At 71.0% G+C, this 15058-nt stretch carries 15 protein-coding genes, 1 tRNA gene and 1 pseudogene; 7 read left to right on the forward strand and 10 right to left on the reverse strand.

From position 1 onward, the window contains the following. Positions 1-13 precede the first annotated feature (13 nt). Positions 14-580, forward strand: coding sequence for a dihydrofolate reductase family protein (locus tag ACIBVP_RS28755; protein ID WP_396109473.1), 567 nt, complete (start codon positions 14-16; stop codon positions 578-580). Here ACIBVP_RS28755 and ACIBVP_RS28760 read toward each other — a convergent pair. From ACIBVP_RS28760 to ACIBVP_RS28785, 6 genes are read right to left on the reverse strand one after another with little or no spacing between them, the layout of a single operon-like run. Then, complete coding sequence (locus tag ACIBVP_RS28760) at positions 565-807, reverse strand: hypothetical protein (protein ID WP_396109474.1); 243 nt, start codon at positions 805-807, stop codon at positions 565-567. The two genes, ACIBVP_RS28755 and ACIBVP_RS28760, sit on opposite strands and share 16 nt — an antisense overlap. Beyond that, complete coding sequence (locus tag ACIBVP_RS28765) at positions 792-3689, reverse strand: BTAD domain-containing putative transcriptional regulator (RefSeq protein WP_396109475.1); 2898 nt, start codon at positions 3687-3689, stop codon at positions 792-794. The genes ACIBVP_RS28760 and ACIBVP_RS28765 overlap by 16 nt, the downstream gene beginning before the upstream one ends. Before the next feature lie 9 nt (positions 3690-3698). Continuing rightward, a complete protein-coding gene (locus tag ACIBVP_RS28770; RefSeq protein ID WP_396109476.1) occupies positions 3699-4019 on the reverse strand; it encodes a hypothetical protein in 321 nt (106 codons plus the stop codon). 28 nt (positions 4020-4047) lie between these two features. Further along, complete coding sequence (locus ACIBVP_RS28775) at positions 4048-5277, reverse strand: amidase domain-containing protein (RefSeq protein ID WP_396109477.1); 1230 nt, start codon at positions 5275-5277, stop codon at positions 4048-4050. A gap of 33 nt (positions 5278-5310) precedes the next feature. Beyond that, a complete protein-coding gene (locus tag ACIBVP_RS28780; RefSeq protein ID WP_396109478.1) occupies positions 5311-6423 on the reverse strand; it encodes a polymorphic toxin type 44 domain-containing protein in 1113 nt (370 codons plus the stop codon). A 10-nt stretch (positions 6424-6433) separates the two neighbouring features. Further along, positions 6434-6751 carry a hypothetical protein gene (locus ACIBVP_RS28785; protein WP_396109479.1) on the reverse strand — a complete coding sequence of 106 codons (318 nt, stop codon included), beginning with the start codon at positions 6749-6751 and terminating at the stop codon, positions 6434-6436. A 121-nt stretch (positions 6752-6872) separates the two neighbouring features. Here ACIBVP_RS28785 and ACIBVP_RS28790 point away from each other — a divergent pair, with 121 nt between their 5' ends. Both ACIBVP_RS28790 and ACIBVP_RS28795 read left to right on the forward strand, forming a co-directional pair. Further along, complete coding sequence (locus ACIBVP_RS28790) at positions 6873-7433, forward strand: helix-turn-helix domain-containing protein (RefSeq protein WP_396109480.1); 561 nt, start codon at positions 6873-6875, stop codon at positions 7431-7433. Further along, a pseudogene (locus ACIBVP_RS28795) lies at positions 7430-8485 on the forward strand (MFS transporter); the annotation flags it as partial. The gene ACIBVP_RS28790 and the pseudogene ACIBVP_RS28795, both read left to right, overlap by 4 nt. Before the next feature lie 27 nt (positions 8486-8512). On the opposite strand, the gene ACIBVP_RS28800 reads toward ACIBVP_RS28795, so the two are convergent. Together ACIBVP_RS28800 and ACIBVP_RS28805 are read right to left on the reverse strand one after the other, a co-directional pair. Beyond that, a complete protein-coding gene (locus tag ACIBVP_RS28800) occupies positions 8513-9052 on the reverse strand; it encodes a TetR/AcrR family transcriptional regulator (RefSeq protein WP_396109481.1) in 540 nt (179 codons plus the stop codon). Continuing rightward, on the reverse strand, positions 9049-10383 hold the full coding sequence (locus ACIBVP_RS28805) for an amidase (RefSeq protein WP_396109482.1): 1335 nt from the start codon (positions 10381-10383) through the stop codon (positions 9049-9051). The genes ACIBVP_RS28800 and ACIBVP_RS28805 overlap by 4 nt, the downstream gene beginning before the upstream one ends. A 68-nt stretch (positions 10384-10451) precedes the next feature. Between ACIBVP_RS28805 and ACIBVP_RS28810 the strand changes: the two genes are divergently transcribed. Next, positions 10452-11231 carry a siderophore-interacting protein gene (locus ACIBVP_RS28810; RefSeq protein ID WP_396109483.1) on the forward strand — a complete coding sequence of 260 codons (780 nt, stop codon included), beginning with the start codon at positions 10452-10454 and terminating at the stop codon, positions 11229-11231. 82 nt (positions 11232-11313) lie between these two features. Beyond that, the gene (htpX, locus tag ACIBVP_RS28815) at positions 11314-12183 is read left to right on the forward strand and encodes a zinc metalloprotease HtpX (protein ID WP_396109484.1); all 870 of its coding nucleotides are present in this window, start codon (positions 11314-11316) and stop codon (positions 12181-12183) included. Between the two features lie 28 nt (positions 12184-12211). On the opposite strand, the gene rfbA is transcribed toward htpX, so the two are convergent. Together rfbA and ACIBVP_RS28825 are read right to left on the reverse strand one after the other, a co-directional pair. Beyond that, positions 12212-13093 carry a glucose-1-phosphate thymidylyltransferase RfbA gene (gene rfbA / locus ACIBVP_RS28820; protein WP_396109485.1) on the reverse strand — a complete coding sequence of 294 codons (882 nt, stop codon included), beginning with the start codon at positions 13091-13093 and terminating at the stop codon, positions 12212-12214. A gap of 23 nt (positions 13094-13116) precedes the next feature. Beyond that, a complete protein-coding gene (locus ACIBVP_RS28825; RefSeq protein ID WP_396109486.1) occupies positions 13117-13608 on the reverse strand; it encodes a YajQ family cyclic di-GMP-binding protein in 492 nt (163 codons plus the stop codon). A gap of 131 nt (positions 13609-13739) precedes the next feature. Between ACIBVP_RS28825 and ACIBVP_RS28830 the strand changes: the two genes are divergently transcribed. Next, positions 13740-13823 (forward strand) — tRNA-Tyr (locus tag ACIBVP_RS28830). A gap of 164 nt (positions 13824-13987) precedes the next feature. Continuing rightward, positions 13988-15007 (forward strand): winged helix DNA-binding domain-containing protein, encoded by a 1020-nt coding sequence (locus tag ACIBVP_RS28835; protein WP_396109487.1) that lies wholly within the window; start codon positions 13988-13990, stop codon positions 15005-15007. The last annotated feature ends 51 nt before the right edge of the window (positions 15008-15058 follow it).

Here is a 15058-nt window from a genome sequence, read left to right on the forward strand (position 1 = left end):
AGGGAGCACCGAAATGCGCAAGATCATCGAAAGCACGTTCGTCTCGCTCGACGGGGTCATCGACGACACCCGGCCGTCCACCGCCTCGCGGGCCGAGCCGCAGCGCTGGGGCCAGCCGTACTGGGACGCCGACCACAACGGCTACGCCGCCAAGCTCATGGAGGGCGTCGACGCCATGCTGCTCGGCCGGGCCACCTACGAGGGCTTCGCCGAGGCGTGGAGCGCCCAGGAGGGGCCGTTCGCCGACGTCATGAACGCGATGCCCAAGTACGTCGCGTCGCGGACGCTGACCGAGACCACCTGGAACGCCACGCTGCTGGGGGCCGACGTCGCCGAGGAGGTCGCGAAGCTCAAGGAGCAGCCCGGCGGGAACATCCTCAAGTACGGCACCGGCGAGCTGGACCGCACGCTCGTCGAGCACGGCCTCGTCGACGAGTTCCACTTCTGGTACTTCCCGGTCGTCGTCGGCGCGGGCAAGCACCTGTTCGAGGGTGCCGGGTTCGACACGACCCACCTGAAGCTCGCCGACATCAACCGGTTCGAGTCGGGGATCGTCGTCCACATCTACGCACCCAAGTAAGCCACCGCCTCCTGCGGCGTGAGTTCGGAACCGCGTGCGAAGTGGTGGTCGAACTGGGGGTCGGCGAGCTGGACCGTCGAGGTGACGCGGTCCAGCTCGCTGCGATCCGCCGTGGACAGCGGCTGGTCCGCGCGTGCGGTCGCGGCGGCGCCGAGCAGGTGGGCGGCGACGGCGGCACGGTCGTCCAGCACGAGCGCCCCGGCCATGCCCGTCAGCGCCTGGGCCATGCCGTGCGGCGCGTTCTGGTCCCGGTAGACGTCGAAGGCCTCACCGTGCCACCGCAACGCCAGGGCCGGCGCGCCCGCTGCTCGGCCAGCAGGCCCAGCTCGACGAGCACCATCGTCAGGTACGGCGGGTTGCCCTCGTCGGACTGTTGCTCCCGCGCCGTCGACAACAGCCATCGCAGGTGCTCCTCCGCCACGTCCGGCTCACCGGCGCGGCGGGCGGCGAACGCGAGGCTGATCGTCGCGAACACCTCGCCGACCCGCTGCTCCTGCTCGATCGTCAGCTTGCGGGCCTGCGCCGCGTACTCCTGAGCGGCCGCGTAGTCCGCCGTCTGCACCGCGGTCCAGGCGAGCCACGAAAGCCTGCCCGCCACGTCCGCCCACAGCCCGAGGTCCTCGGCGATCCGCAGGCCTTCGCGGCTCAGCCGCTCCGCCTCCGCGTGGTCGCCGGTCATGTCGGCCAGCCCGATCAGCCAGTCCGTCGCCTGAAGGACACCCCAGTCGTCGCCCAGCGCGCCGAACAACTGGGCGCTGCGGCGGGCGTCCTGTTCCAGCGCGACCGGGTCGGCCCGCATGTGTGCGAGCATGGCGCGGGTGCTCAGCACCGCCGCCTCACCCCAGCGGTCGCCCGCGTCACGGAACACGTCCAGGGCCTGGGCCAGCAGCTCGCCGGTCAGGGCGGTGTCCCCGAAGTCGATGATCGTCGCGGCCAGAAACCACCGCGCACCGGCCAGTTCGACCGGGCTCGCCACCTTCTCGTACGTCCGCAGCGCCTCCGCCGCCAGTTCCGGGCTCGCCTGGCCCTGCCGGATCGTCATGCCCGCGTGCAGGAACTCGGCCGCGGCCCGGACCTCGGTCGGCGCGTCGCCCGTGATCTCCAGCGCGGTCGCCAGCATCCGCCGCCCCTCGACGAGCCTGCCGCGCAGCAGCCAGTACCAGCCGAGGGCCGTGGTCAGCCGCAACGCCGCCGCGGCGGCACCGGCACGCCGGAACGTGTCCAGCGCCGTCCGCATGTTCGCGGCCTCGGCGTCCAGTCTGCGCAGCCACTCCCGCTGACCGGGGCCACGCAGCTCCGCCTGCTCCGCGAGCGCCAGGTAGTGGTCGGCGTGCCTGCGCCGCACCTCCTCCTCGTCGCCCGCGTCCCGCAGCCGGTCGACGCAGTACGCGTGTACTGACTCGAGCAGGCGGTACCGGGACCCGTCGACACGGGCCACCAGCGAGCGGTCCACGAGCCCGGACAGCAGGTCCAGCACTCCGTCCACGGCACAGACGGCCTCGGCGGCGGCCAGGGTGCAGCCGCCGACGTGGACGGCCAGCCGCCGCAGCACGGTCCGCTCGTCGTCCGTGAGCAGCTGCCAGCTCCAGTCGATCACGGCCGCGAGCGTGCGCTGCCGTGCCGGGGCGTCCCGCGGGCCCGCGCCGAGCAGCCCGAACCGGTCGTGGGGTACCTGCAGCCGGGCCGCCAGGTCGGCCACGCCCAGCGCGGGCACGCGGGTCGCCGCCAGTTCCAGCGCGAGTGGCAGCCCGTCGAGCCGCCTGCAGATCTCCGCGACCCCGGTGGTCACCTCGGGGTCGGCCGTCAGACCCGCCCTGACCAGGAACAACCGCACGGCGGCGGTGTGTGCCAGCCGTTCCGGGTCATCGGTATCGGGAACGTCCAGCGGCGGCAGGTCGAAACGCGCCTCACCGCGCAGCCGCAGCGGTTCGCGGCTCGTGGCCAGCACGCGCACGCCGGATGCGGCGGGCAGCAGCGTCCCGAGCAGGTCCGCGACGGGGTCGAGCACGTGCTCGCAGTTGTCCAGCACCAGCAGCGTCCGGTGCTCACGCAGCGCGGAGGCGGGCTGCTGCGCGCCCGGGATCGACAGCACGGACAGGACCAGCTCGCCGAGGTCACCGGAGCCGTCCCAGGTGGTCAGGTCGATCAGCCAGGCGCCGTCCGGGAACACCTCGGCCGCGGCGAGCGCGACGGCACCGGCCACGCTCGTCTTGCCGACACCGCCCGGCCCGGTCAGCGTGACCAGGCGGCTGCCCGTCAGCAGCTCCCGCACGCGTGCGATCGCGTGCTCGCGGCCGATCAGCTCGGTCACCGGCGCGGGCAGGTTGGTCGTGCGCCGCATCGGACGCGGGGCCGGGGACGGCGCGTCCTCAGCCGGGTCGCCCGACAGCATGGCCTGGTGCAGCGCGGTCAGCTCAGGTCCGGGGTCCAGGCCCAGCTCGTCGGCGAGGCCGCGGCGCAACGACTGGAAGCTGTCCAGTGCCTCGCCGGTCCGGCCCGCGCGGTGCAGGGCCCGCATGTGAGCGGCTCGCAACCGTTCCCTGTACGGATGACCTGCCACCTGCTCGCCGAGCTCGCCGACCAGCTCGCGGTGTTCTCCCAGCGCGAGGCGGGCCTCGGCGTGTGCCTCCACGGCGGCCAGGCGAAGCTCCTCCCAGCGGGCTCTGGCGGCCTCGGTGAACTCGTCGTCGGCGAAGTCGGCGAGCACCGGACCGCGCCACAACGACAGCGCCTCGGCCAGCACCCCGGCGCGGGCCCTGGGGTCTGCCGTGGTCCCCGCCCGCTCGACGAGTGCCGCGAACCGGACCGTGTCCACCGCGTCGGTCCGCAGCACGTACCCGGGCGGCTGCGAGACCACCAGCTCGCGCCCACCCGGTTCGGCGTTCGCCAGCGCCCGCCGCAGCTGCGAGACCCGGACGTGCAGGGCCGCGGTCGGGTCGGCGGGCGCCGCCGCGCCCCACAGGTCCTCGACGAGCCGGTCCACCGACATCGGGCGACCCGCGTTGACCAGCAGGTTCGCGAGCAGTGCCCGCACCTTTCGGCCAGGTACGGTCACGGGCTCGCCGTGGTCGGTCCACACGGCGAGCGGTCCCAGCAGCCCGAAACGCACGGGCACAGGCTACGACTCGAGGCCGCCCAGGACCGAGGCCATGTTCTCGCTGGTCCTGGCGTCGACCTGCTGGGTGGCGTTCGCGCTCTGGTCCAGTTGCCAGCCGATCCACGCGGTCTGGTCGACGAGCGTGGTCAGCTCCTTCCACCACGTGTGACCGCACTCCCGCAGCGCCGCGGCGGTCTCCCACCCCGCGTGCGCCGCGCTCGCCTCGTTGCCGCTGTGGAACAGCGAGCCCATTCGGTCCTTCGCCGTGTCCGCGCTCTCCCGCAGCTGTGCGGCGACACCCCGCACCCCCTCCGGGTTCATGTCGATGTCGGGCGGTTCCATGACCCCTCCTGGCGGTCTGTGTCGTGGATCAGCGGAAACCGGGACGGACGACGAGGATCTGGTCGTCGTTGCCGGAGTAGATCCGGCCGGCTTCCACGCGGTCGACGACGTTGACGTCGGTGTGGTTCGGGTTGTGCTGGGTGACCATGACGTCGCCGCCCGGCGTGACGGCCGTGACGAGCGCGGTGTGGTGGATGTCCCCGGTCTGGTCCTTCAGGTAGACGATGTCGCCCGGCCGCGCCTGCGCGGTCGGCACGGACTGGCCGCCGTTGTCGAGCACGTACTGGTGGTGGGCCTTGGCGAGCTGCCACTCACGGCTGCCGAGGTGGGCATCCACCTTCCCGGTCGGGTCCCAGCCGGTTCGCTTCTCGTTCCAGCTGCCGGTCTCGTCGAGCCCGCCGCCGTCGTGCATGGCGTGCGACACGAAGTTGGTGCAGTTGTTCATGCCCTTCACGTCGGTGTTGGTGCTGCTGCCGTTCTCCTGGGCCCACCGCAGCATCTCCATGCGGTTCAGCGGACCGTCGCCCGCGAGCTCCTTCTTGGTCTGCTCGGGAATTCCCGGCATGTCGTACAGTTCGAGCGGCGCGGCACGCATGTACTCGTCCCGCTGCGCGGGGGTCAGCGAGTTCCACCAGGCGGTCTGGGTCTGCTTGTCCGCGTTGAACGGCATGGTCTGCTTGAGCATGTTGAGGCTCGTGTGCCCGGCGGCCTTCACGGCGCCGTTCGTGGTCTGGTCCGCGAGCTCCTGCTGGGACAGGTTCCTGGTTATGTGCGCGGGCTGGATCAGCTTCCGCAGGCTGGCCGCCGCCTGCTCGTCGATCTTGGTCGCGTCGTTGACCGCGTCCCAGATCAGCCAGCCGGCACGCTTCGCGTCGTCCGCGGTCCGCGGGTCCGTCGCGCCCTGCGGCACGGTCACCTTGCCGTTCGCGTCGACGGCCAGCCCCCTGGACGTGGCGAAGTGGACCGCGTCCTCGAGGTTGCGTTTGGCCAGGCGCAGGGAGTCGGCGAAACCGTCCAAAGTGGTCACCACGCCGCGGATCGTCATGCCGGCGGCCTGGTAGTCCTGGCCGAGCTTGCGGACGTGTCCCTCGACGAGGTCCGCGACGCCGTCCGCCCAGTTCTCCCTGAGCGCTTTCCCGCCCCGGTCGTAGATGTCCTCGGCGGCCGTGTCGGCCTCCTTGGCGATCTTCATCCAGTCGTCGGCGGCGGTGGCGAACCCGTCCGGGTCGGCGTCTTTCAACTGCTGGAAGGAAACCATGGTCGCGCCTCCTTCTGGCGTCGGTGGGGGAGGTCATGGCGCCGGCTTCAGCTTGCCGCCGATCTTCTGCCGTTCCATCTCGTCGAGGGCCTTCCTGACCTCCTGCTGGAACTGCTGCTCGGTGATGTTGGGCCCGTACTTGTCGTAGATGTCCATGCCCACCTTGACGGTGTAGACGTCGCCCGGGTCGGTCTTGCCCGCGATGATCGGCACCTGAGCGCCCTCGTCGAGATCCGACCGGTCGAACCCGGCCGCGCGGCCGACGTAGCCGTAGTGGATGTTGGACCAGATGTCGTAGTAGACCTGACGCTTTCCGTTGGGGTCCTTGAAGTAGTAGTCGTTCTGCCCGTCGAGCCCGAGGCGCTTCTCGAGGATCGGCTTGTGGTCCCATGCCATGTTCGGTGCGACCTTGGCGCCCCACAGCGCCATGGCGTGCGCGCGGTCCACCGCGCTCCCGCTCGCGAGCAGCTCACGGATCTTCGCGACCGTCGCGGAGTCCTTGTTGCGCATCATCTCGTCGAAGATGAAGCTCTGCGCCCCGGTGAAGTTCCCCTGGCTGTGCGCCAGCCACGCCTGCCCGAGGTTGGTGTGGGTCGGCGCCGAGAAGTTGTGCGGCTGCCCACCGAGGTTGGTCCCCAGCGCCTCGGCCGCCGTCCGGTCCGCCTCGCTGGCGTTGACCAGCGCCCGGTCGACGCGGAGCTGCAGCTCCTTGATCTTCTTCTCCAGGTCCTCGTCGCCGGGCACCTTGTCGCCGATCGGGGTGTTGGACAGGAAGTCGGTCCACGACGCGGCGACGACCGTCCCGTCGTCCTTGACCTTGCAGTCGGCGGCCGGGGCGTCGGTGTCCGCGATCCGGTGCAGCTCCGCCTTCTGCGCGGAGAAGCGGAGGAGGGTCTCGTTGAGGATGTCGCGGATCCCGGTCGCTTGCCTGATCGCGTCGTCGAGTTCCTTCCCGGTCTCGGCGACGAAGCCCATCGAGAGCGTGGCGGCGTCGCCGGACCAGCTCGACGACGTGAGCGGCGCCGCGACGCGGTCGGCGAACTCCCCCTTCGCCCGGGCGAGCTTCCCGATCATCTCGGTCCACTCCGCCACGTTGGCCGTCATCTTGTCGGTCGGCGCGTGGTAGAGGCTGTCGTAGCTCAACACGACACGCTCCTCACTCGAAGTGGTTGCCTATTTCCCGCATGACCGTCTCGGTCCGCTTCTCCTGCGCCCGGTAGTCGTGGGCGTTGGCGTTGAGGTTCTGCTCGATGGTGTTGACCGCGCGGATGAGCGTGCTCATCTGCTGGTACCACAGGTCGGCCGCGGTCTTGAGCGCCTTGCCGAGCTGGAACTGTTCCTGGGACAGCGCGGCGGCGGTGGCGTTGTTGGTGTCGTCGACGATGCGCCCGTCCTTGTTGACCATGTCGAACACCTGAGCCGCGGCGTCAGCGGCCTTCGTCAACGTCGCGGGCGCGACGGTGTAACCGGTCATTGCGGTCCCCCAACCCGAGCACGGCTTTCACATGTTCAGGACGCTATGGCTTTCTCGCGAGCGCGGTGACGGTCGTTCGACCCACTTGTGAAAGAACTCTTTCGAAAGTAACCTTTCAGGTATGGCACAACGGCACCGCGTCACCGACGTCGAGCTGATGACCGCCCTCGCGCACCCCCTGCGTGGCGAGCTGCTCCGCCACCTCCTGGCCCACGGCCCGCGCACCGCGAGCGAGTGCGCCGAGGCGGTCGGCTCCACCGCGTCGAACTGCTCGTGGCACCTGCGTCAGCTCGCCAAGTTCGGCCTGGTCGAGCCGGTCGACGGACCCGACGGGCGGCAGCGGCCGTGGCGCGCCACCGTCGTCGGTCTCGAGCTGGGGGAACTGGCCGACGACGACACCATGCGCACCGCCCAGCTCGCCGTCCTCGGCAGCGCGCTACGGCAGGACCAGCAGCTCACGCAGCGCTTCCTCGACCACGCCGACGAGGTCCCGCCGGAGTGGCGGCACGCGGGCGCGCTCGACAGCTACGCGCTCACGGTGACGCCCGGCGAGCTGACCGAGCTGGCCGCGAAGGTCGACGCGCTGCTCCGGCCGTACGTCACCACGATCCGCGAGGGCGCGCCGCCCGAGGCCCGCACCGTGCACGCGGCCTTCCGCGCCTTCCTGTGGCTGACCAGGTGAAACGCCTCCTGGTCGCTTCTCTCTGCTCCGAGACCGCGGAGTGGATGCTCCAGATCGCGTTGCCCGTGCTCGTCTTCCAGGCCACCGGCTCGGCCGCGTCGACCGCGCTCATGATGATCCTCGGGCTGGCGCCGATGGTGCTGCTCAGTCCGGTCACGGGGCTGGCGGCGGACCGCGTGCACCGGCCGCGCCTGCTGCTGGTCGTCTGCCTCGGACAGGCCGTCGTCGCCGCGCCGCTGCTCGCCGACGACGCGATGTGCTGGGTCGTCATGGCGTCGCAGACCAGCCTCGCCGCGTTCTTCGAGCCCGCACGCAACGCGCTCGTCGCCGACCTCGTGCCCGTCGAGCGGCGCACCGCCGCCAACGGCCTGCTCGCCGCGGCCGCCAACATCGCGCGGCTCGTCGGCGCCTGGCTCGGCGGCACGCTCCTCACGGTCGGCGGGATTCCGCTGGTCTACGCCGTGTACGCGGCGATCCTCGTGGTCGGTGCGGCCGCGATGTGCGGGCGGTTCCCGGTCACCCGACCTGTCAAGGCCGTCACGCCGCCGCCGCTGCGGGTCGACCGGCGCCTCCTGCCGATCGGGATCGCGCTCACGCTCATGTGCGTGGCGCAGGGGATCTTCCTCGTGCGCTTCGTGCCGTTCGTACTGGAAACCCTCGACGCGGGTGCCGGCGGCGTCGGCCTGCTGCGGGGCGTGCAGGCGATCGGCGGGCTCGCCGCCGGGTTCGCCGTCGCGACGGTCGCGAGGCGGGTCGCGCCGACCGGCCTGTTCGCGTGGGGCGCGGTCGCGTTCGGGCTGGTGTCGGCGTGTATCTGGCACGGGCCCGCGCTGACCACGGCCATCGGCGTCTACGTCGGGATGTTCGTCGCCGTGGGTGCGCCCGGGGTGGTCGCGAACTCGGGGCTCGCCGCCGTGCTGCAGTCGGCGGTCCCGCCCGCGGCGACCGGCAGGCTGCTCGCCGCCGCGTTCGCGCTCATGACGCTCGGGACCACCGCCGGGATGCTCGTCGCGGGGGCCGTCGAGTCGCCGGTTCTCCTTGACGTACAGGCGTTTCTGCACGTCGCCGCCGGTGGGCTGCTACTCGCGCACCAGCATCGTCACCGCGTCCGCGATGCTCGTCGGGCCGGGTTCGCCGGTGGCGAGGCGGCGCAGCTGCAGGCCGGTGAGGAGCGCCACGACCGGGCCGGCGAGCCGGTCCGGTGACGGGACGCCCAGCCTGGTCAGCACCGTGATGGCGATACGGTCGTATGCCTCGAAGCAGGCTGCGGCCGCGTCCCGCAGCGACGGGTCCCGTCCCGCCTGGATGTACAGCTCCAGCGGCGCGATCTGCTCGTGCCCGAACCGGGTGTCCACCGCGACGCGCTCGACCAGCGCCGCCGCCTCGGCCAGCGACGTGCCGGGGTGGGCGTCCGCGAGCGCCGCGAGCCGGGCGGCCTCCTCGGCCACGAACAACAACATGGCCTCCCGCAGCAGCTCCCGCTGCGACTCGAAGTGGTAGGTGAGCGTGCCCAGCGACGTCTCCGCCTCCCGCGCCACCCGCCGGTTCGTCACGCCCGAGACGCCGTCGGTGCCGATCACCCGCAGCACCGCGTGCAGGATCCGTTCCCTGGCGGTCACGGCCTGCGCTCGTCCCAGCGCAGCACCGACTCGAGCTGCGCGGCCAGCGAGATCAGCAGCTCCTCGCCACCGGCGGGCGCGAGCAGCTGGGCGCCGACCGGAAGACCGTCGCCGGTGAGCCCGGCGGGGACGTTCAGCCCCGGCCAGCCGAGCGCGTTCCACGGCCACGCGTACGGGCAGGCCGCCATCACCGTCTGGTCGGTCCGCCAGCCGGAGAGCCCGTCGATCGCGCCCACGGGCAGCGGCGGGGTCGCGGTCGTGGGCGCCAGCACCACGTCGACCCGCTCGAACAACCTGCCCACCTTGCGGCGGTAGCGCGCAAGAGACGCCTGCGACCACCGCAGTGCCCGACCGGAAAGCCGCGCGCCGAGCCGTCCTGTGTCACTGGTACGGACATCGAGCAGCGACCGGTCCGGCGCGGCGGCACACCACTCCTCGACCCCGGCGAGCGACCTCGGCAGGAACGTCAGCCCGAGCAGCCCGTAGGCCGGATCGTCGACCACGATCTCGTGCCCGAGCCCGTGCAGCCGCCGCGCGACCTCGACCACCGCGGCACGGACCCGGGGATCGAGCCGCACGCGGATGCCACCCATGAACGCCGGGCGCAACGACAGTGCGACCCGCAGCCGCGCCGGTTCGCGGTCGGCCGCGGCGCGGAACCGGGTCTGCCCGGCCAGTACGTCCAGCAACAGGGCGGCGTCCGCGGTCGTCCGCGCGAGCGGGCCCCACTCGGTGATCCCGTTGAACGCCTCGGGCGTCGGCAGCGTGCCGCGACCGGGCTTGATGCCGACGAGGTGCGTCCACGCGGCCGGGATGCGGATCGAGCCCGCGCCGTCCGACCCGACGGCCGCCGCCACGACTCCCGCCGCGACCGCGGCCGCCGACCCGCCCGAGGAACCGCCGGGCGTGTGGCCGAGGTGCCAGGGGTTGCGGGTGACGCCGAACGCCTCGCCCTCGGTGATCGGCCACAACCCGAACTCCGGCGTGTTCGTCTTCCCGATGATCACCGCGCCGGCCGCCCGCAGCTGCCGGACCAGCGGCCCGTCCTCGGTGGCGGGCGGGTAGTCGCCAGCGCAGCCGAACGCCGTCGGCTCACCGGCGACGTCCATGTCGTCCTTGACCGCGACCGGCACGCCCAGCAGCGGCCGCCGTTCGCCCGCCGCGAGACGCCGGTCCGCGTCCTTGGCCTCGACGAGCGCGGCGTCCCGGCGCAGGCGGCGGAACGCGTTGAGCGTGGGCTGCGTGGCGTCGGCGCGGTCGAGCGCCTCCTGTGTCAGCTGTACAGAAGTGCGTTCACCCCGTGCCAGTGTCGCTGCCTGAGCCGCCAGCATCCGCCCTCTCCTCTCGTTCGTTCGAACGAACGATAACCCGCAAAACGGCCGGTGCGAAGATGGACGGGATGAACACCACCGTGAGCAGGCGTTCGCGCCGGCAGCAGACGAAGTTGTGGCGGGTCCCCGTGCTGCGGGTCGAGCGGGTGACTCCGCGGATGGCCCGTGTCACGGTCGGCGGCCCGGATCTGGCCGACTTCGCGGCCGCGGGCACCGACCAGAACGTGATGCTCTACTTCTACCCGGACGACGTCGAACTGCCCGAGCCGTTGACGCTGGAGTCCGCACGCGGCATGTGGTCGCAGGTCCGCCCGCTGACCAGGACGTACACCGTCCGCCGCTACGACCCCGCCGCCTGCGAGATCGACTTCGACTTCGTGCTCCACTCCGACGCGGGCCCGGCGTCGGACTGGGCGAAGAAGGCGGAGCCCGGCGACCGGCTGATCTTCGTGGGCCCGTCCCCGGCCTACGTGCCGGACGACACCGCCGACTGGCATCTGCTGGCGGGCGACGAGTCGGCACTGCCCGCGATCGCCGCGATCCTGCGTGAGCTGCGTCCCGGCGTGCCCGCGCACGTGTTCGTGGAGGTCCACGACGCGGCGGAGGAGCAGCCGCTGCCGACCGACGCCGACCTGCGCCTGACGTGGCTGCACCGGGACGGTACGGATGACCTGCTCGCCCGCGCTGTGGCCGCCGCCGACCTGCCGGACGGCCGCGTCGACGCGTGGCTGGCGGGGGAGCGGTCGTCGATGGTGGCGCTGCGGGCGCACCTGTTGACCGACCGGGGCTACGACCGCTCGCGGGTCCGCCCGACGACGTACTGGCGCAGGGGCGAGACAGGCAACTGACCAGCGGGTTTGCCTCGCCCGGGGAACTCGTGCCCGTCGTGGTTCGTTACGCGTCAGTAGAAACGGCCACGGAGGCGGGAAAGTGCACAAGCACTACAACGGGCTGAAGACCGCGTTGTTGCTCGGCGGTATGAGCGCGCTGATCATCCTGATCAGCGGGCTCTTCGGGCGTGGCGCCTTGGTCATCGGTCTCGCGGTCGCCCTGCTGATGAACGGTTACGCGTACTTCAACTCCGACAAGCTGGCACTGCGCGCGATGCGCGCGAGGCCCGTGTCGCAGGCCGAACAGCCCGCGATGTATCGCATGGTCCGCGAGCTGGCGACGTCCGCGCGCCAGCCGATGCCGAGGCTGTACGTGAGCCCGACGGCCGCCCCGAACGCGTTCGCGACCGGCAGGAACCCCCGCAACGCGGCGGTCTGCTGCACGACGGGCATCCTGGAACTGCTGGACGAGCGTGAGCTGCGTGCCGTGCTGGGCCACGAGCTGTCCCACGTCTACAACAGGGACATCCTGATCTCCTGTGTGGCGGGCGCCCTGGCCTCGGTCGTCAGCGTCCTGGCGAACCTGGCGATGTTCGCGGGCCTGTTCGGCGGCTCCGACGACGACCGCCCGAACCCCCTCGCGATGCTGCTGCTGGCGATCCTCGGCCCGGTCGCGGCGGGCATCGTCCAGATGGCGGTGAGCCGTTCCCGCGAGTACCAGGCGGACGCGTCCGGTGCGGAGCTGACCGGCGATCCGCTGGCACTGGCCTCGGCACTGCACAAACTCCAGTACGGCACGGCCCGCCGCCCGCTGGCCCCGGAACCGAAGGTCGTGTCGCAGGCCCACCTGATGATTGCGAACCCGTTCCGCCCGGGCGAGAACCTGGCACGCCTGTTCTCGACGCACCCCCCGATCCCGGACCGCATCCGCCGCCTGGAGGAGATGGCCCGCCGGGGCCCGGGCCACTGAACGGGAATGCCCGGGCCGTGCGCCGAGGTCAGCCCACGGCGCCTGCGGCCAGCGCGACCTCCATCACGTAGTCGCCGTAGCCGGACTTCGCCAGCTTGCTGCCCAGCGCGTAACAGTCGTCGGCGCTGATGAAGCCCTTGTCGAGCGCTATCTCTTCGAGACAGGCGATGCGCACACCGGTCCGGTGCTCGAGGACCTGCACGAACTGCCCGGCCTCCAGCAGGGAGTCGTGCGTGCCGGTGTCGAGCCACGCGAAGCCGCGGCCGAGGTCCAGCAGCCGCGCCCGGCCCTGCCGCAGGTAGGTGAGGTTCACGTCGGTGATCTCCAGCTCACCACGTGCCGACGGAGTCAGCCCCTTGGCGATCTCCACCACGTCGTTGTCGTAGAAGTACAGGCCGGTGATCGCCCGGTTCGACCTGGGCTTGGCGGGCTTCTCCTCGATCGAGATCAGCATGCCCTTCTCGTCGACCTCGCCGACGCCGTAGCGCTGCGGGTCCTTCACCGGGTAGCCGAACAGCACCGCGCCGTCCATGCCGGCGACGTGCTCGTGCATGACGGCGGCGAAGTCGGCCCCGAAGAAGATGTTGTCCCCGAGCACGAGCGCCGCGTCGTCCCCGTCGATGAACGACTCACCGATGATGAACGCCTCCGCGAGCCCGTTGGGCTGCGGCTGCTCCGCGTAGCTGATCTCGATGCCCCACTGGTTGCCGCTGCCCAGCAGCCGCTGGAAGCTGGGCATGTCCTGCGGTGTGGTGATGATCAGCACGTCCCGGATACCGGCCAGCATCAGCACCGACAGCGGGTAGTAGATCATCGGCTTGTCGTAGACCGGCAGCAACTGCTTCGAAACGGCCTGCGTGATGGGGTGCAGCCGGGTACCACTGCCACCCGCGAGGACGATGCCTTTCATTGGGCCACCGTAGCGAGCGCGACTCAACGATAGTTCGTGAACTGCAGCGCGATGCCGAAGTCCTCACCCTTGAGCAGCGCGATGACCTCCTGCAGGTGGTCCTTCTTCTTGCCGGAGACCCGCAGCTGGTCGCCCTGGATCTGGGCCTGCACGCCCTTGGGCCCCTCGTCCCGGATCTTCTTGGCGATCTTCTTCGCGTGGTCGGAGTCGATCCCCTGCACGATCTTGCCGGTGACCTTGTAGGTCTTCCCGGACACCGCGGGCTCGCCCACGTCGAACGCCTTGAGCGAGATCTGCCGCTTGACCAGCTTGTCCTTGAAGACGTCGATGGCCGCGTTGCAGCGCTCCTCGGTCTCGGCCTCGATCGTGACCGCTTCCTCGCCCGCCCACTTCACCGAGGCACCGGTACCGCGGAAGTCGAAGCGCGTGGACAGCTCCTTGCTCGCCTGGTTGAGCGCGTTGTCGACCTCCTGCCGGTCAACCTTGCTCACCACGTCGAAGGACGGATCCGCCACCAGTCTCACCTCTCGAGCCGCCGTACTGCCAAGTGCCGGACGCGAGCCTACCGCTGGAGGGGATACCGGTTGTGAGCGCCGCGAGGGCGTTGGGTATGGTTTCGCCCGTCCGGTCACGACCGGTCACTCCCGGCGGGTTGCCCGAGCGGTCAAAGGGAGCAGACTGTAAATCTGTCGCGCAAGCTACGCAGGTTCGAACCCTGCACCCGCCACCACAAGCCACAACGGCCCACGGACCATCAAGAATCGGTCAGTGGGTCGTTTTGCTGTCCAGCCGAAAAGTTTGGGCTGGGTGCGATTTTGGGCGCGATCGCCGGAACTGTTCCGGCAACACCGCAGGGTCATCAGCCCGTGCTCGTCGACTGACTAGCGTCGGCGTGTGGACATCTGGGCTGCTCGTGCGTACGCCAACGGGCTCGGGGACGACCGCGCGCGGACCGTCGTCGACGCGGTGCGGAAGGTCGTCGCGCTTCAGGGGCAGGACGTGCGGGCCACGCGGCTCGCGGTGCGGGTACGGACCGACGGGCTGACGGCGGCCGACGTCGACGACGCCGTCGCGCGGGCGGACGTGGTGCGGACCTGGGCGATGCGCGGGACGCTCCACCTCGTCGCGGCCGAGGACCTCCGGTGGTTGACGTCGATCTTCGGGCCCTACTTCCGGGATCGGCAGCGGCCTCGGCGGCGGCAGCTCGGGCTCACCGACGACGACTGTGCGCGCGGCGTGGAGCAGCTGCTGACCTTCCTGCACGCGCCGATGACCCGCGCGGAGATCGTCGAGCGGGTCGATCTCGACCTCGCGGGGCAGGCGGCGCCGTACTTCCTCGCGTTCGCGGCGTTCGAAGGGGTGGTGTGCCGCGGGCCGGAGCGGGGGAACGAGGCCACCTACGTCCTCGTCGACGAGTGGGTGCGGACGCACGGTGAGGGCCGGCTGGCCGAGCGGTACCTCCGCGGCCACGGGCCCGCCACGCCGGCGGACCTCGCCGCCTGGTCCGGGTTGCCCGTGACCGTCGCGCGGAAGGCCTTCGACGACGTCCGCGACCTTCTCGAGCCCGTCGACGGGGGCTTGCGGCTGCGGGACGGACATCACGGCGACGCGGTGGGGACCCGGCTGCTGGGGCACTTCGACGCCTACCTCCTTGGCTACGGAGAGCGACCGATTCCGCCGGAACATGTCAAAACCATCCAGACGGGTGGTGGGTTCGTGATGCCTGCCGTCTCGGTGAGTGGGCGGATTCACGGTGCCTGGAGCGCCAGGCCAACACGGGACTCTCTCGGTATCGACGTGACGCCTTTCACAACGATCTTGGAACGGTTGACGGATGAACTATCTGCCGAGGCTGCTGACCTCGGTAGATTCCTCGGACAGCAGACGACCCTCTCGGTGCGGACACCGAACTGACCAGTTGGTTTAGCCCTTCGACCAGCGAATTAGCACAGTCGGAATCTGTGC

The sequence above is a fragment of the Actinophytocola sp. NPDC049390 genome, from assembly GCF_044466355.1.
Classification (GTDB): Bacteria; Actinomycetota; Actinomycetes; order Mycobacteriales; family Pseudonocardiaceae; genus Actinophytocola.